The organism is Ruegeria sp. BHSB056 (assembly GCF_059613305.1).
In genome coordinates, this window is the sequence record NZ_JBXWSG010000090.1 from 1 (window position 1) to 15,342 (window position 15,342).

Annotated in this window: 16 protein-coding genes; 10 read left to right on the forward strand and 6 right to left on the reverse strand. The window is 58.3% G+C overall.

What is annotated here, in order from left to right; all coding sequences use genetic code 11:
- The 5 genes from AC2FND_RS16865 to lpxK all read left to right on the forward strand — a co-directional run.
- Nucleotides 1–1,080, forward strand: a 1,080-nt coding sequence (locus tag AC2FND_RS16865) for a DUF2125 domain-containing protein (protein ID WP_496771008.1), incomplete at its 5' end; no start/stop codon positions are given.
- A 168-nt stretch (nucleotides 1,081–1,248) separates the two neighbouring features.
- Entirely contained in the window at nucleotides 1,249–2,595 is a 1,347-nt protein-coding gene (locus tag AC2FND_RS16870) for a TldD/PmbA family protein (RefSeq protein ID WP_496771010.1), read from the forward strand.
- Nucleotides 2,582–3,382, forward strand: coding sequence for an inositol monophosphatase family protein (locus tag AC2FND_RS16875; RefSeq protein ID WP_496771012.1), 801 nt, complete (start codon nucleotides 2,582–2,584; stop codon nucleotides 3,380–3,382). The genes AC2FND_RS16870 and AC2FND_RS16875 overlap by 14 nt, the downstream gene beginning before the upstream one ends.
- Nucleotides 3,379–4,617, forward strand: a complete 1,239-nt coding sequence (locus tag AC2FND_RS16880; protein ID WP_496771014.1) for a 3-deoxy-D-manno-octulosonic acid transferase — start codon at nucleotides 3,379–3,381, stop codon at nucleotides 4,615–4,617. Before AC2FND_RS16875 ends, AC2FND_RS16880 begins: the two co-directional genes overlap by 4 nt.
- Nucleotides 4,604–5,605 carry a tetraacyldisaccharide 4'-kinase gene (gene lpxK, locus AC2FND_RS16885; protein ID WP_496771016.1) on the forward strand — a complete coding sequence of 334 codons (1,002 nt, stop codon included), beginning with the start codon at nucleotides 4,604–4,606 and terminating at the stop codon, nucleotides 5,603–5,605. The genes AC2FND_RS16880 and lpxK overlap by 14 nt, the downstream gene beginning before the upstream one ends.
- A gap of 37 nt (nucleotides 5,606–5,642) precedes the next feature.
- Here lpxK and AC2FND_RS16890 read toward each other — a convergent pair whose 3' ends face one another.
- The gene (locus tag AC2FND_RS16890) at nucleotides 5,643–6,305 is read right to left on the reverse strand and encodes a DsbA family protein (protein ID WP_267365070.1); all 663 of its coding nucleotides are present in this window, start codon (nucleotides 6,303–6,305) and stop codon (nucleotides 5,643–5,645) included.
- Nucleotides 6,306–6,318: 13 nt separating this feature from the next.
- The gene (locus AC2FND_RS16895; protein WP_496771018.1) at nucleotides 6,319–6,825 is read right to left on the reverse strand and encodes a DUF721 domain-containing protein; all 507 of its coding nucleotides are present in this window, start codon (nucleotides 6,823–6,825) and stop codon (nucleotides 6,319–6,321) included.
- 81 nt (nucleotides 6,826–6,906) lie between these two features.
- On the opposite strand from AC2FND_RS16895, the gene mutY reads away from it, so the two are divergent.
- Entirely contained in the window at nucleotides 6,907–7,962 is a 1,056-nt protein-coding gene (gene mutY / locus AC2FND_RS16900; protein WP_496771019.1) for an A/G-specific adenine glycosylase, read from the forward strand.
- Nucleotides 7,963–8,023: 61 nt separating this feature from the next.
- Nucleotides 8,024–9,160, forward strand: a complete 1,137-nt coding sequence (locus AC2FND_RS16905) for an alkane 1-monooxygenase (protein WP_496771020.1) — start codon at nucleotides 8,024–8,026, stop codon at nucleotides 9,158–9,160.
- 51 nt (nucleotides 9,161–9,211) lie between these two features.
- On the opposite strand, the gene AC2FND_RS16910 is transcribed toward AC2FND_RS16905, so the two are convergent.
- From AC2FND_RS16910 to AC2FND_RS16925, 4 genes are all read right to left on the reverse strand, one after another.
- Nucleotides 9,212–10,594 carry an adenylate/guanylate cyclase domain-containing protein gene (locus tag AC2FND_RS16910; RefSeq protein ID WP_496771021.1) on the reverse strand — a complete coding sequence of 461 codons (1,383 nt, stop codon included), beginning with the start codon at nucleotides 10,592–10,594 and terminating at the stop codon, nucleotides 9,212–9,214.
- A 139-nt stretch (nucleotides 10,595–10,733) separates the two neighbouring features.
- Entirely contained in the window at nucleotides 10,734–11,837 is a 1,104-nt protein-coding gene (locus AC2FND_RS16915; protein ID WP_480484129.1) for a site-specific DNA-methyltransferase, read from the reverse strand.
- A 107-nt stretch (nucleotides 11,838–11,944) separates the two neighbouring features.
- Nucleotides 11,945–12,562, reverse strand: a complete 618-nt coding sequence (gene rnhB / locus AC2FND_RS16920) for a ribonuclease HII (RefSeq protein ID WP_496771024.1) — start codon at nucleotides 12,560–12,562, stop codon at nucleotides 11,945–11,947.
- Nucleotides 12,563–12,672: 110 nt separating this feature from the next.
- The gene (locus AC2FND_RS16925) at nucleotides 12,673–13,131 is read right to left on the reverse strand and encodes a hypothetical protein (protein ID WP_496771022.1); all 459 of its coding nucleotides are present in this window, start codon (nucleotides 13,129–13,131) and stop codon (nucleotides 12,673–12,675) included.
- A 176-nt stretch (nucleotides 13,132–13,307) separates the two neighbouring features.
- Between AC2FND_RS16925 and AC2FND_RS16930 the strand changes: the two genes are divergently transcribed.
- The 3 genes from AC2FND_RS16930 to AC2FND_RS16940 all read left to right on the forward strand — a co-directional run.
- Nucleotides 13,308–13,595, forward strand: coding sequence for a hypothetical protein (locus AC2FND_RS16930; RefSeq protein WP_209505003.1), 288 nt, complete (start codon nucleotides 13,308–13,310; stop codon nucleotides 13,593–13,595).
- Complete coding sequence (locus AC2FND_RS16935) at nucleotides 13,567–14,268, forward strand: winged helix-turn-helix domain-containing protein (protein ID WP_267365085.1); 702 nt, start codon at nucleotides 13,567–13,569, stop codon at nucleotides 14,266–14,268. Before AC2FND_RS16930 ends, AC2FND_RS16935 begins: the two co-directional genes overlap by 29 nt.
- Nucleotides 14,269–14,372: 104 nt before the next feature.
- Nucleotides 14,373–15,342 (forward strand): DUF427 domain-containing protein (locus tag AC2FND_RS16940; RefSeq protein ID WP_496771023.1); only part of this gene is annotated, 970 nt, incomplete at its 3' end.

Consider the following 15,342-nt stretch of genomic DNA (forward strand, 5'->3'; position numbering starts at 1 on the left):
ATTTCACTGGATTCGATTGAAGTCGATGGCGAACCGCTGCCGAACGAGGTTTTCAGCATCGCGGTCGAGGCAGGTGATCTGGCCGGTCGGTCGCGGATGCAAATCGGCGAACACCGAAACATCACCCAGACATTCAACAGCGATACACTGACCTATGACCTGAACTTTCAGGATCCGGAAAACGGTGAAAGCGGGCTGATCAATGGCCAACTGGGCCAACTGGCCTTTGAAGGCGAAAACGTGATCCCGCTGGATTTTGACATGTCTGATCCGCAGGCGTTTTACCAAGCGGGTTTCGCCTTTGATGGCACGTTTACCTATGCATCCGGCAGCACCGATCTGAGCGGGACCAGCGAAGGCCAGGCGTTCTCGATGAACAGTACCTCGGAGGGTGGACGCTTTGCCGCCAGCATCGACGCCGAGCGTATCGCCTATGACATCGCGCAGAACAGCACCAAACTGGCGGTTACAACAGCAGACCTGCCATTCCCGATCGAGTTGTCCATGGCCAGCGCAGGGTTGAATTTCGAATTCCCGATCCAGCAATCGGACGAAATTCAGCCCTTCGCCTTTGGCCTCAACATGACCGATTTCACCATGTCTGATGTCCTGTGGGGCATTTTTGACCCGGCAGGCGCGCTGCCCCGCGATCCGGCGACAATTGCGCTGGACACGACCGGCACGGCAAAAGTTCTGATGAACATCTTCGATCCAGAAATCGACGTTGAGTCGGACGAAGCTCCGGGCGAGCTGCATTCGCTGAAAATCAGCCAGCTTCTGGTTTCGTTGGTTGGCGCCAAACTGACCGGCGATGGCGATTTTGCCTTCGACAATTCTAACACAGAAGAGTTTGGCGGAATGCCCAGCCCAAGCGGCGTGGCGAACCTGAAACTTGTTGGCGCAAATCAGCTGATCGATACGCTGATCGGCATGGGCCTCATTTCGGACGACGATGCGCTGGGCGCGCGGATGATGATGGGTCTGATGGCTGTCCCCGGCGATGAGCCTGACACCCTGAACTCGACCATCGAATTCACCGAAGACGGCCAGATTTTGGCGAATGGCCAGCGTATCAAGTAATACCCATCTGAAAGGGCCGCGCAGCGCGGCCCTTTCCATTCCTGTGCACCTTGTGCCAGATCCGGTAACGGCATGGATTTATCACGATCCACACAGCACAATCCGGTCACAGGTCTTGCGGGGCGGGCGGTGCAAGGCTAGGTCCTTGGCAATCAACCCGGAGACCTCATGACCCGCTCACCAGAAGAAATCAGCCAACAATTGCTCGATGTTGCTCGCCGGGCAGGCGCAGAAGCGGCAGATGCCATCGTTCTCGAAGGGTCCTCGGTCTCGGTCGATGTGCGAGGTGGCGCGCTAGAACACGCGGAACGCTCGGAAGGCGCTGATCTGGGTTTGCGTGTGTTTCTGGGTAAACGCTCAGCCATTGTGTCCAGCTCTGACAGCCGCCCGGAAACCCTTGCGGCGATGGCCGAACGCGCTGTGGCCATGGCAAAAGAGGCGCCCGAGGACCCCTATTCCGGGCTGGCCGACAAAGGCCAACTGGCCAGTGACTGGGATATTCGGTCACTGGAATTGCTGGACACCGCCCCGCCCCCGTCGGCAGAAAGCCTGATGCAGGATGCGCTGGCCGCCGAGGCCGCAGCACTGACGGTAAAAGGCGTCACGCAGGTGTCGGATGCGGCTGCAAGCTACGGAACGCACCGGGTGCATCTGGCGGCTACAAACGGGTTTTCCGGTGGGTATGAGCGCAGCAGCCGATCCATCTCGTGCGTTGCAATCTCGGGTGAAGGCACCGGGATGGAGCGCGACTATGACGGTGACAGCCGGACGTTTCAATCCGACCTGCGCGACGCGGCTGCGATTGGGCGCTCCGCAGGGGAACGCGCTGTGCAACAGGTTGGCGCGCGCAAACCGGCGACCGGCAGTTTCCCGGTGTTGTTTGATGAACGTATCTCGTCTTCGCTGATCGGGCATTTGCTGGCCGCCAGCAATGGGGCCGCGATTGCGCGGGGCGCGTCCTGGCTGAAGGATTGCATGGGGCAAGAGGTGCTGCCCGCGCATCTGTCACTGATCGAAGATCCGCACCGCCCGCGTATCTCTGGCTCGCGCCCATTTGATGCCGAAGGTCTGCCAACGCAGCGTCGGGTAATCGTGGAAAACGGTGTCCTGACGGGGTGGACGCTGGATCTGTCGAGTGGCCGCAAGCTGGGCATGGTCTCCACAGGCAACGCTGCGCGCGGCGTATCCGGCCCACCCTCGCCCAGCAACTGGAACCTGAGCCTGACGCAAGGGACCCGCAGTCGCGAAGATCTGTTGCGCGATATGGGCACCGGTTTGCTGGTCACGTCCATGATCGGATCGACGATCAACCCCAATACGGGCGACTATTCCCGTGGTGCATCGGGGTTTTGGGTCGAAAACGGTGTGATTACGAATCCTGTCAACGAATGCACCATCGCAGGCAATCTGCGTGATATGCTGCGGCGGATCATTCCCGCCAATGATGCGCGACCATATTTGTCGCGCGTGGTTCCGTCGCTGTTGATCGAAGGAATGACACTTGCCGGCAACTGATCTGCCCCTTCTGATTGAGGCGGCACTGGAGGCCGGCAAGATCGCTACACGCTATTCCGGGACGCAAGCACAGCGTTGGGACAAACCCGGTGGCGCCGGTCCGGTGACCGAGGCCGATCTGGCCGTCAACGCGATGCTGGAAGAAAAGCTGTGCGCTGCGCGGCCGGGCTATGGCTGGCTCAGCGAGGAATCCGAGGATTTGCCCGAGCGGCTGAACCGCAGCTACGCCTTTATCGTCGATCCGATTGACGGCACCCGCAGCTTTACAGAAGGCGCGCGCACCTGGGCGCATTCGCTGGCTGTTGCGATGGATGGCATTGTGACTGCCGCTGTAATCTACCTGCCGATGCGCGACTTGCTTTATGCTGCGGCGCAAGGTCAGGGCGCGACTCTCAATGGGCAAAAGATCACGACGTCGAAAACGCCTGAGCTACTGCAATCTCAGGTTCTGGCCGCCAAACCAAATCTGGATACACAGCACTGGCGCAATCAGAATGTTCCAGCCTTCCACCGCGCATATCGACCCTCGCTTGCCTATCGCATGGCGCTGGTCGCGCAGGGGCGGTTCGATGCCATGCTGACCCTTCGCCCCAGTTGGGAATGGGATATTGCCGCTGGCGATCTGATCATCCGAGAGGCGGGTGGCGTCTGTTCAGACCGTTTGGGTCAACCGCTGATATTCAACAATGCCCACCCCAGGCTGAATGGCGTCGTCGCCGCCAGCACTGCGATCCACGCGCAACTGGCAGCTCAGCTGGACCCGATCGGGCCGGGAATCGGCGCATGAGCAAACCGCGCTCATTAAGCCTTGCCGCTTATCGGGTGCTGTCCTGGAGAATGCGGAACGGTGTTGGTGTAAAAACCGACCTGCCACGCCCCGAAGGCGAAATCGTGTGGATGCACGTCGCCACGCCTGACCGCCTGCGGGCGGTGAGTGATTTTTGCCGCCGGTTGCTTCAGTCCCGATCCGAGCTGCACTTTCTGCTGACCGCCCCGCCGGACGCGGATCTGTCTGCCTGGCCGGAATGCAATTTTCCCCTGATCAACCTGCCTCAGGAGCAGAGCGGGGCCGCGCGTGACTTTATCGAATACTGGCGCCCAGGAATCGGGATTTGGGTCGGCGGTGATCTGATGCCCAACATCATAACCCGAGCCGATGAACAGGCCGTGCCCTTGGTGTTATTTGACGCCCAGTTTACCGTTGCACTGTCCCGGAACGCGCGCTGGCTGCCAGACATAACCAGAGTGACCTTTAGTTGTTTTCGCAAGATATTGACTGCAAACTCTGAGACCGCCCGACACATCCGGAGACTTGGCATCCCGTTTTCAACAGTCGACGAATCGCCGCCTTTGGGCATCAGCCCAAACCCCAGACCTTGGCCAGAAGACGAACTGATCGAAACCAACCATACGCTTGCAGGGCGACCCGTTTGGCTGGCTGCCTGGGTGCAGGACAAAGAGTTCATTTCGGTTCTGACAGCACATCGTCAGGCATTGCGCCTTTTGCACCGGTTGGTTTTGGTACTTCACGTCGCCGACGTTCACGAGGCCGCCCCCCTAAGACGGCGGCTGGAGACGATGGATTTACGCTGTGTCAACTGGGACGATGGTGACTTGATCGAAGACAGTACGCAGGTCGTTCTGACTGCAGACCCCGAAAATCTGGGGTTGTGGCACCGCGTGTCGGCAGTGACGTTCATGGCCAGTTCAATGGAACGCGGCGCAGGCGGTCAGGACCCGTCCGACGCAATCGCGCTGGGGTCTGCCATAATTTCTGGACCATTCGTGCATCGCCATCACGAGCTTTACGTCCACCTTCAACAGGCAGGCGCAGCCAAGGAGGTCAAGTCAGCAACCGAGTTGGGCGATGCAGTCGTACAGCTTCTGGCACCAGACCGCGCCGCTGACATGGCTTTGGCTGGATGGCAGATAATCACCGAAGGTGCGCCGCAGGCAGACACCCTCATCGAAATGGTGCAGGATATTCTGGACCAGCGGAGCGCAGATCATGCGGGCACCTGATTTCTGGAACACTCCTCCGGACCAGCCGGATCTGAGGGCGCGGCTGCTGGCCCCGCTGGGCCGCCTATATGCCGCGGCGACAGCCCGCAGGATTGCCTCGAAATCAGGGGAAAATCCCGGTGTGCCCGTGATCTGCATCGGCAATCTCAATGCAGGTGGAACCGGGAAAACGCCCACCGTGATCTGGACCCTCGAGCAACTGGGTAATGCCTGGCACAAGCCGCATGTCGTGACACGAGGCCATCGCGGGTCACTGGAAGGCCCGGTGCAGGTCGATCCGGGCAGGCACACCGCCGCCGAGGTGGGGGACGAGCCGCTGTTGCTGGCGATGTTTGCCGAGGTCTGGGTCGCCAAGGATCGGGCGGCGGGCGCGCGTGCAGCGGCCGCAGCGGGGGCAACGGTGATCGTTTTGGATGATGGCTTTCAGAACCCTTCGGTCGCCAAGGATTTCTCGATTATCGTTGTGGACGCCCAGCGCGGATTTGGAAACGGCTTATGCCTGCCAGCCGGTCCGTTGCGAGAGCCCGTCGATATCGGCCTGAAACGGGCCGATCTTGTACTGTCCCTGGGGGAAGAGGCGGCGCAAAAGGTATTTGCCGACAACTGGAAACGCAGGTTGACCGTTCCCCACGTCACCGGGGTGGTCGAACCCCTACAAACCGGTATGGATTGGTCAGGAACACGTGCGTTGGCGTTTGCAGGCATCGGCTATCCCGAAAAGTTCTTCCAAACTCTGCGGCGGCTGGGTGTGGATCTGGTACGCGCCGAGGCGTTGGACGATCACCAACCGTTGACACAGGCCCTGATGACCCGACTGGAAAATGATGCGCGTTTACTTGGCGCTCAGATGGTCACCACCGAAAAAGATGCCGTTCGCCTGCCGCCCGCTTTCCGAAGCAAGGTGATTACTTTGCCGGTTCGGCTTCAGGTTTCAGACGCCGACAGGGTCAGGGACATACTTTTGAAAGCCGCCCCTTCACCAAAGTAAACCAGGCTGGCCCCCGGCGGGGCCAGCTGGGGTCGAGTCAGCTGCCGAGCTCTGCTTCGATCAGCTTTTTGAAGTCCGCGTAGGACTGATTGTCAACTTTCTTGCCGTTTACGATGAAGGACGGGGTTGCCTGAATTCCATCGCGTTCAGCGTTTTCCTGATACCACGCGGCCAATGTCCGCGCTTTGGTGCCATCCTGCAAACAGGCCTCAAGCTGGTCGCCATCGATACCTGCCAGACGACCGATCTTGCGCAGTTCATCGACGATCTCGGCCGGACCTCCTGCGCGCGTCCATTCTGCCTGACCTTCATAGATCAGATCGGTGATGCCAAAGAATTTCTCTGGACCGGCGCAGCGGGCCACCATTGACGCCCACAGACCATAGCGATCAAAATAGACCTCACGATAAGTGAACTTGACCTTACCAGTATCAATGAAATCCTTCTTGAGCTGTTTATACGCGCTCTTGTGGAAATTCGCGCAATGCGGGCAGGTGTAGGATGCGTATTCGATGATTTCGACAGGCGCGCCCTCGGCGCCCTGAACCATATCAATGATGGTGGATGTATCCAGGTCCGCCTCTTGCGCCTCGGCGGCGCTGACCAGCGGGAAACTTGTGTTAGAGTTTGACAGCGACACCCAATAGCCGCCAGCGGCCACGGCGACGGCTGCACAGATTACGGTTGCAATACGGCTCATTCTCAGCCCTTTCTCAGCGTTTCTGTTTGGATAAAACGTTGCGCCCAAGACGTTCAAGGGCCGCGCGCAAATCTTCATCATTTACACTGCGTGACACTTTGTCTGCCTCGGCTGCAACTTCAGGTGCAATCTCGGGTTTTTCTTGCTTCGGTCTATGGTCAAAACTGGCTTGCCCCTCGGCAAATCCGGTTGGAGCGGTCTGAGTAATGCGGACACGGCTGATGGCATTGTAACCGTAAACCGCGTTCACTTTATCACGCAGCTGTTCCTTCTGCATTTCCAGCATCGGGGCCTGCGGGCCTGTGGTCAGAACGGTCAGGGTCGCGCCGAAACCACCTTTGCCATAGCCGACACTGACTGGGCGTGCGATAGCGGCGGTATCCTGACCCACGATCTCGGCCCAATGGGTCAACAGACGTGACACAGCAAAGCCCCGGCTTTCCCCGGCGCGCCTGATCTGGTCATTCAGCAAAGACGCGGTGCGCTTGAACCCGCGGGTTGACGAACGTCTGCGTTGCATCTGGTTTCCAACTCCTGCGCCGCTATTGTAATAGGCAGAACACCGGGTGCCAGCGAAACCTGACAGGGAGACGAATAAAACTTGCGTGATTCCTTTGAATTCACAGCCAGCGCTGCGCTTCTGGAGTGGTATGACCACAACGCTCGCGCCATGCCATGGCGCACAGGACCGGCAGAGCGCGCCGCCGGGGTGCGCCCCGACCCCTATCGGGTCTGGTTATCCGAAGTGATGTTGCAACAGACGACTGTAGCAGCGGTGCGGGATTACTTTCTGCGCTTCGTGACACGTTGGCCGACGGTTCAGGCGCTGGCCGCCGCGCCGGATGATCAGGTCATGGGGGAATGGGCCGGCCTTGGTTATTACGCGCGTGCGCGCAACCTCTTGAAGTGCGCCCGCGATGTGACGCGGGATCACAATGGTCAGTTCCCCGAAACTTATGGTGCGCTGCTGAAGTTACCCGGCATCGGCCCTTATACAGCTGCGGCAATCTCGGCCATCGCCTTCGATCAGCCTGAAACGGTTCTGGACGGCAATGTCGAACGCGTCATGGCCCGATTTTACGACATCCACACGCCGCTGCCCGGCTCGAAACCCTTGCTGAAGGAAAAAGCCTCGGCGCTGACACCTTCTAATCGGCCCGGTGATTACGCGCAGGCGGTCATGGATCTGGGGGCCACGATATGCACGCCGAAATCTCCGGCATGTGGCATTTGCCCGCTGCGCGAACCATGCAAAGCGCGGATTGCAGGAAAACAGGCTGATCTTCCCCGAAAAACACCGAAGAAGCCCAAACCGACCCGTCACGGTCACGTTTACATCGCGCGCATGTCAGATGGGGCCATGCTGCTGGAGCGCCGACCGGACAAAGGTTTGCTGGGCGGAATGCTGGGCTGGCCCGGATCGGAGTGGGCTGACGATCCGGTCGAGCACCCCCCGCTTGCGGCAGATTGGAAAATGGTGCCGGGCGAGGTGCGCCACACCTTTACGCATTTTCATCTGATTTTAAGAATATGGGCCGCAGAAACCACCGGTCAGGATGTTCCCGATCATCTGATTGCAGTGGGAAAGCACAATTTCAAACCCAGCGATCTGCCCACGGTGATGCGCAAAGCCTATGATCTGTGGAAAGGACAATAAGACCGCTGTGCATTCCCTGGCCTCGCGGCTAGGCTGTCCCCATCTAGTAGGAGCAACAGAGATGACCGCAACAGTCTCGTTGGCACGCTGGCAATCAGCATCACCCTTCTGGGTGTCCATGCTGTTGATCCCGCTGATCTGGTTCACTGCTTTCGCGGGTGGATGGTGGGTTTTGCTGATCCCGATCTCGACCTGGTGGGTCTTTGCCGTGCTGGACCGGATCACCGGACTCAACGTGGAAAACGCGGACCCCGAGACGCCGGACGGCGATCTGCAACGGTACATCCTGCTGACCAAGCTTTGGGCACCCCTTCAGTTCCTTACCCTGTTTGGCCTGATCTGGTACGCGAGCCACGGCAGTCAGCTTTCGACGCCTGAGAAAATCGGCCTGTTCTTTGGTATGGGTGTTATCTCGGGTACGGTCGGTATCAACTACAGCCACGAGCTGATGCATCAGAAAAGCCGTTGGGAACGCTGGCTTGGCGATATCCTTCTTGCCATGGTGCTGTATTCTCATTTCCGGTCCGAGCATCTGCTGGTCCATCACCGTCATGTGGGAACGCCACGCGATCCGGTGACGGCGCGATACAACGAAGGGTTTCACCGCTTTTACCCTAGGGTGTTGCGGCAAAGTTTGATCTCGGCCTTCAACGCCGAACGCGGAAAACTGGCCCGCAAGGACCGCCCCTGGACCGACCGCTCCAACCCGTTCTGGCGGTACTGGGCGTTGCAAGGGGGGATGCTGGCACTGGCGGCGCTGGTCGGAGGATGGTCCGGTCTGGCCCTGTTTGTGTTGCAGGCCGGGGTCGCGATCTGGCAGCTGGAACTGGTCAACTACGTGGAACATTACGGCCTGACCCGGAAGCATCTGGGGGACGGGCGGTATGAGCACGTCCGGCCCCGACATTCCTGGAACGCATCACAGAAAGCTTCAAACTGGTTGTTGATCAATCTGCAACGCCATTCGGATCACCACTACAAGCCAAACCGCCGGTTTCCGCTGCTTCAACACCACACGCCCGAAACGGCACCGCAACTGCCCTATGGCTATCCCGTCATGACTGTGGCTGCGATGATCCCACCGCTGTGGCGGCGGGTCATGAACCCACGGGTCCGGGAATGGCGGCGCCAGTACTATCCCGAGATCACCGATTGGCACGCCTATAACAAGGCCCTGAACCCGGTACCTGATGCGTAAACGATGCGCCGCCCGGCGCTTTGGGTGCTGTTCTGGCCAGGTGTAAGGTCTTCAGCCTTTCATCACCCAGATATCCATCAGTGTTTCCACGCCGCGCACAGATTGATCGGTAAGCTCTGTAAAGCCAGTCATGGCGACAGACGCAGACTGGTTTTCCTCTGCGATCCGCGCGCGCACGGCATCGCTGACCACGATACGCGCCTGCAAATCACGCGTCAGCGCCTCGAGCTTGGCCGCGACATTGACGGCATTCCCGATGACAGCAAATTCAAGCCGGTTCGCGCCAATGTCGCCCAGCACGACCGAGCCATAGTGCACCCCGATCCCGACGCGGATTTCAGGCTCTCCCGCCCGGCGACGGTCCAGATTCCATCGATCAATCACGCTGACCATCGCGCGTGCACATCCCAGCGCGTTGCTTGCATCCAACGGCGTGGGCACCGGGGTGCCAAAGGTCGCCATCAGACCATCCCCCAGATACTTGTCCAGGGTTCCGTGGTGGCGAAAAACTTCGGTTTCCATGCGGGCGTGAAAGCCCCGCAGCACTTCGATCACGTCATAAGGATCGCGCCCGGCGGCGTATTTCGTAAACCCGACGATGTCGATGAACAGAACGGCCACATTCTCTTTTCGGACCTGTTTCAGCGGCTCGTCATTCTGGCTCAGCTCCTCTACCACGTTGGGCGAAAAATAGCGTGACAGGTTGGCCCGTTCCCGTTCCAGCCCTGCATTGCTCATCAATAGCCGGTTCAGCCGCTGCATCGAAAGGCCCAAAGTCACGGCCACCATCATGAACACGATCACCTGCTGGATGCGCTGAGGCGCCATGAAACTGTTCGGATCCAGAAGCTCGGCAACATCCGGGTAGCCTTGCAAGGCGGCTGCAACTTTTTCGCTGATCCCGGGAATAGGCGTTGCGACCCACCAGGCAACGATCCACCCGATCGACCACATCATCGCCGTCCAGGACCCGATGGCGATCACGGTCCGCCAGGAATAAGCCAATGTGCCCGCGGCCAGAATGATGAAGAAGTACTGAAAGTTGTCGAACCGGTATTGCATGGCCAATGGCCTGACATCGTCACTGAACGGGTTGGGCACGATCATTCCAAGGGTCATGATCAGCAAATCCACGAAGATCAAAAGAAGCTCGACCCGCGATTGCCCCACCCGACCGGAACGGCGGATCAGCCAACCGTTGGCGCAGATCAGCAGCAGAATGAAGTGATACCAAAGCACCTCCCATTGCGGGTTCAGAAAAATGAGCAGCACCGCAGTCAGCGCCATCGCCACCCATCGCGCACGCACAGCCAGTTCCAGACCCTCGCGCTTGTGCCGTTCCAACGCAGCCTCGGTATATTTGTTGTCCAGATCAAACGCATCGGGCTGGGTGAAAAACAGGCTTCGGCGGGGCTGTGCGGTCGTCTCGGTCATGGCCGTGGTCTTTCTTGCGGAGGCTTGGCAGCCTTATGCAATCACTGTTGAAGGCAAAACAAAAGACCCCGCCGGTTGATCGGCGGGGCAAGGCATAGTGCCATGTGTCAGGCCACAGGCACCGGCGGTGTTCGTGAATTCAGTTGTGCATCTCTGCGCGGATCTGTTGCCGCAAAATGTCAATCGGCACGGTCTTGCCGTCCCGTTTGAAGCACCAGTATGTCCAGCCGTTGCAGGACGGGGCGTTTTCCAGATGCGCGCCAACCTGATGGATCGACCCTTTGACATTGTCGCCCACCAGCGTTCCATCTGCACGCACCTTCGCCTTGTGACGCTGGTTCATGGAATAAAGTTCTTCACCCGGGCGCAACATCCCGCGTTCGACTAGCTGACCGAATGGCACGCGTGGCTCGGCACGTTTGCTTGCGCTGACCTCCAGCGCCTCGCGGTCGAATTTGCGGACCTTGGCGATGCGTTTCTCAGCCACCTTGCGATAGCTTTCCTCTCGCTCGATACCAATGAATTCGCGCCCCAACATCTTGGCGACGGCCCCGGTGGTGCCGGTGCCAAAGAACGGGTCCAACACCACATCGCCGGGGTTGGTCGAGCCGACCAGCACGCGGTGCAAAAGCGATTCCGGTTTTTGCGTCGGATGCGCCTTGTCACCATTTTCATCCTTGAGCCGCTCATGCCCGGTGCAGATCGGCAGCACCCAGTCGCTGCGCATCTGCACACCTTCGTTCAGAGCCTTCAGCGCCTCATAGTTGAAGGTGTATTTCGCGCCTTCGCGCTTGGACGCCCATATCATCGTTTCATGCGCATTGGTGAACCGCTTGCCGCGGAAATTCGGCATCGGGTTCGACTTACGCCACACGACGTCGTTCAGGATCCAGTATCCGGCGTCCTGCAGCGCTGACCCCACGCGGAAAATGTTGTGATAAGACCCGATCACCCAGATCGCACCATTGGGTTTCAGCAGACGATGCGCCGCCTTCAGCCATTCGCGTGTAAACTGGTCATACGCACCAAAACTTGCGAACTGATCCCAGTGATCATCCACCGCATCGACCTGCGAATTATCCGGGCGATGCAACTGACCTTTCAATTGCAGGTTATACGGCGGGTCCGCAAAAATCAGATCCACTGACGCCTCGGGCAGACTGTTCATCACATCGATGCAGTCCCCGGATAGAATCGTGTTTAAAGGGAGCGCTCTTGCGCCCTTTTTGGTGGTTGTTGTCATATCACTGCCTCAAGTGTCCACGGCGCTTTTGCGCTCATTTGGTTGAGACAAGGATGAGTCAAAGTCGATTCGCCGTCAAATTCTTTTTTGAATCAGCGACTTACGATTTACTCTTGATACAAGATATTGTGCACCGGTTTGAACGAACGCCTATGGTGTGGGGTCACGCCGAGATTTCGCAGCGCTTCCTTGTGTTGTTTTGACGGATAGCCTGCGTTGGTTTCCCACCCATAACCCGGATGCTGTTGCGCTAAATCCACCATCACCTGATCGCGCCAGTTTTTCGCCAGGATCGAAGCAGCCGCGATAGACACCGATCGTGCATCGCCCTTCACAACGGCCTGTGACGGAAATCTCAGACCCTGCGGAATCAGGTTGCCATCGATCAGCAGGAAATCAGGCGCCGGGGTCAACGCCTCCACCGCGCGCATCATCGCCAAGTGCGACGCCCTCAGAATATTGATCTCATCAATTTCGGCGACTGAGGCTTCGGCCACCGCGAATTCAGCAGTGTCCCGAATCTCAGCGTCCAGCGCGGCCCGGCGTTTTGCGGTCAGCTTTTTCGAGTCATTCAACCCGTCAGGAAAGCGCTTCGGGTTCAGAATCACGGCGGCAGCCACAACCGGCCCAGCCAATGGGCCGCGCCCGACCTCATCCACACCGGCGATACGGATATGGCCCATGTCCAGCAGCGCCTGCTCAAGTTCGAAGTTTGGCATTGTCATGCCCTTGGAAAACCGCGTTTCGCGCAGCACCGCAAGAAGAAAAGAGAGGGCGGCCCACACCACCCTCTCTCTCACGGCACTTCTTTGGCACCGTTCCTGCTCAACCCGAACTACCGATAAACGACGCGGTATCCCTTTTGGCGCAGGCATGCAGGTTCATAGGCCTGCCTGACCTTTTTGCCATTCCAGAAACCGACCTTGCACTCTTGCGGCAGGCTATTGGCATGTTTGTAATGTTTCTCGAGGCATTTCGGCCCAAGCAGCGGATGATCCTGCGAATACCCATCATAGGTGCGCAGGCAGCGCTGGGGCAGATCGTAACGCGCCACATGCGGCGGTAACGGGCGCACCGGCTGCGCCACATATGGTGTATGGGTATAGGTCTGTTGACGCGTCGCCCGATCCTTTTTCTTTTCCTTGTTATAGTAATGAACGCCGGCACCGATGATCGCGATGGCCGCCAGCCCCCCAAGAATGTCCTTTGCGTCGGCCGCCTTCGCCTGAGAAGCTGACACACCGGTAATCGCAACTGCGGCCGCAATGATTAAAGCGATGAATTTCTTATGCATGATGCCTGTCCTTTCGGATGTTCGTGCGACCGCATGACGGACCGCGTGCTGATTGCCCTGAAAGTGGGGGCACCTGCCCCAGACAAGCAATAACGGCCCGGTGTTATCGGATATCAGGTGCCACAAACCCCTTGGGTTATTGAATATCGCGACAACTCATGCGCAGGATGCGGCCTATGAAACAGATCCTCTCTTCTCTGACCTTTGCGGCCCTGTTATCGCTTGGTTCTGCTGCGACAGCGGCAGATTGTTACGCGGACTACAAAGCCAAGAAGGACAACCCGCTGCGTTTGCATTACGGCGTCATGCAGGTCACAAACTGCGACAAGGGGCAGGCCCGGGCAGAAATCGCCCAGCGCCTGAACGCATCAGGTTGGACCTTGCTTGAAGTGCAGTCCGTTTTCGGGCCGGAAGGGTTGGATCAGAGGAAAGGCAATGCCGGACAATTCTATCTCCGTTTCTGATGCACGCCGGTCGGGTGTCCGGCTGGTTGTGCTGGGCATCGCGGCCATTGTCGTCATTCTGATCACCGCTGCCGTTTTCCTGTTCTGGACCTTGCCGGACGCAAATGCGTTCAACGCACGTGTCGAGCGGTTGTTTGTCGAGGCCGATCTGACGTCACAGACCGAGATTCGTCTGCTTGAAATTCTGGCCCAGTCTGGCACCGCCTTTGCCGACACCCTGTCCAGTTACCGGATGGTGATTTATGTGCTGCTGGTTTTTGCCAGTGCGATGATGATCTCGGCACTGGTCTTTCTGGTAATGCTGGTCTTGTTGAACCGGCGCATGGCACAGATCGAACGTACCGGCATTCAAGTAACGTCGCTGCTGATCAGTCGCGAAGAAAACACTGTCTACCTTAACAACATGGATTTCAAGCTGACACCTGCCGCCATGGAAACCCTGTCGATTCTGGCGGAATCCCGGTTGGATGACGAGGTTTTGTCCGGCGCCCAGATCGAGGCCATGATTTCCGGTCGCGATGCCGCCGATTGTGACGAAGCCGCTGGCGCAACACGGATCAAACGGTTGCGCGACGCGCTTGGCAACCAGATGGTCAGCGAACTGCTGGTCAAGAATATTGCCAAGAAGGGGTATATGCTGTCGATCGAGAAAGACGTCATTCAAATGGTCTGACGTTTTGACGCGTCGCTCGCGCCCGGTAAATTCCCGTAGCGGCCTCTTGGAATGTCAGGTGGAAAGCCCCATTCTAAACAAACCCCAGGCAGAGGAGGTCGCTTATGAACGTCCACGCCGCGCCGCAGATGAATGGATATGGAATCTCGGTTGAGCCGCTGGATGGCAGGATTGCCATTTACCGGAACGACGTTCTTCTGGCTGAAAGCACAAACGCAAAGGTGATGTATGAAACGCGTTTGCCGCCAACGATTTACGTTCCCCGCGCAGATGTCTGTGTGGATCTGAGCGAAGAAACAGACCTGCAAACATTCTGCCCGTTCAAAGGCACCGCCACTTACCACGACATCAATCTGGCGTCTGAAAGCCTGGCCAATTCTGTCTGGGCCTATGAAGAAGCGCTGCCTGAAAGCGCGGCCATTCAAGGCTGTATCGGGTTTGTGTCCGGCGCCTACACCCGTATTGATCTGGGCGACAATCGCCTGCGCGAGCCGGACGACGGCAATATCAGCGGACCACTGATCGACTGGCTGATGCGCGGTGCTTCGGCCGCGACCACGCCCGAAAGCTTTACCAAGGCATTGGCCGCAAAGATGCTGGAGCACGGCATCGCCATCCAGCGGCTGAGCATTCTGGCCTGGTCCTTGCATCCCCTGATCGCGGGCAAACACTATATCTGGGAAAAGGGTCAGGACGAGATACTGACCCGCGCCCCGACCTACGAAATCTATGATCACCCGGCTTTCATCAACAGCCCGTTGCGCCATGTCTCGAACGGTTTGGGCGGTGTACGGCAAAGACTGAACGACGAAAACCCGCAAAACAGCTTCCCGATCATGGAGGAGTTACGGGCCAAAGGTGCCACCGACTATGTCGCGATGCCGTTGCCCTTCTCTGACGGGCGAACGAACGTTCTGACCCTGACATGTGACCATCCCAACGGGTTCACCACCGAGAATCTGGGCCTAGTGTTCGAATGCTCCTCGGTGATCGCCCGCTTTTACGAAGTGTTCATGCAACGCGAGAATGCGCAGGTTTTGCTGGAAACATATGTTGGAAAACGCTCTGGCGCAC

What these genes read in the sequence shown, in the direction of transcription:
- AC2FND_RS16870 (WP_496771010.1), top strand. Translation starts at nt 1,249, where the DNA reads ATGACCCGCTCACCAGAAGAAATCAGCCAACAATTGCTCGATGTTGCT.
- AC2FND_RS16880 (WP_496771014.1), top strand. Translation starts at nt 3,379, where the DNA reads ATGAGCAAACCGCGCTCATTAAGCCTTGCCGCTTATCGGGTGCTGTCC.
- lpxK (WP_496771016.1), top strand. Translation starts at nt 4,604, where the DNA reads ATGCGGGCACCTGATTTCTGGAACACTCCTCCGGACCAGCCGGATCTG.
- AC2FND_RS16890 (WP_267365070.1), bottom strand. Translation starts at nt 6,305, where the DNA reads ATGAGCCGTATTGCAACCGTAATCTGTGCAGCCGTCGCCGTGGCCGCT.
- AC2FND_RS16895 (WP_496771018.1), bottom strand. Translation starts at nt 6,825, where the DNA reads ATGCAACGCAGACGTTCGTCAACCCGCGGGTTCAAGCGCACCGCGTCT.
- AC2FND_RS16905 (WP_496771020.1), top strand. Translation starts at nt 8,024, where the DNA reads ATGACCGCAACAGTCTCGTTGGCACGCTGGCAATCAGCATCACCCTTC.
- AC2FND_RS16910 (WP_496771021.1), bottom strand. Translation starts at nt 10,594, where the DNA reads ATGACCGAGACGACCGCACAGCCCCGCCGAAGCCTGTTTTTCACCCAG.
- AC2FND_RS16915 (WP_480484129.1), bottom strand. Translation starts at nt 11,837, where the DNA reads ATGACAACAACCACCAAAAAGGGCGCAAGAGCGCTCCCTTTAAACACG.
- rnhB (WP_496771024.1), bottom strand. Translation starts at nt 12,562, where the DNA reads ATGACAATGCCAAACTTCGAACTTGAGCAGGCGCTGCTGGACATGGGC.
- AC2FND_RS16925 (WP_496771022.1), bottom strand. Translation starts at nt 13,131, where the DNA reads ATGCATAAGAAATTCATCGCTTTAATCATTGCGGCCGCAGTTGCGATT.
- AC2FND_RS16930 (WP_209505003.1), top strand. Translation starts at nt 13,308, where the DNA reads ATGAAACAGATCCTCTCTTCTCTGACCTTTGCGGCCCTGTTATCGCTT.
- AC2FND_RS16935 (WP_267365085.1), top strand. Translation starts at nt 13,567, where the DNA reads ATGCCGGACAATTCTATCTCCGTTTCTGATGCACGCCGGTCGGGTGTC.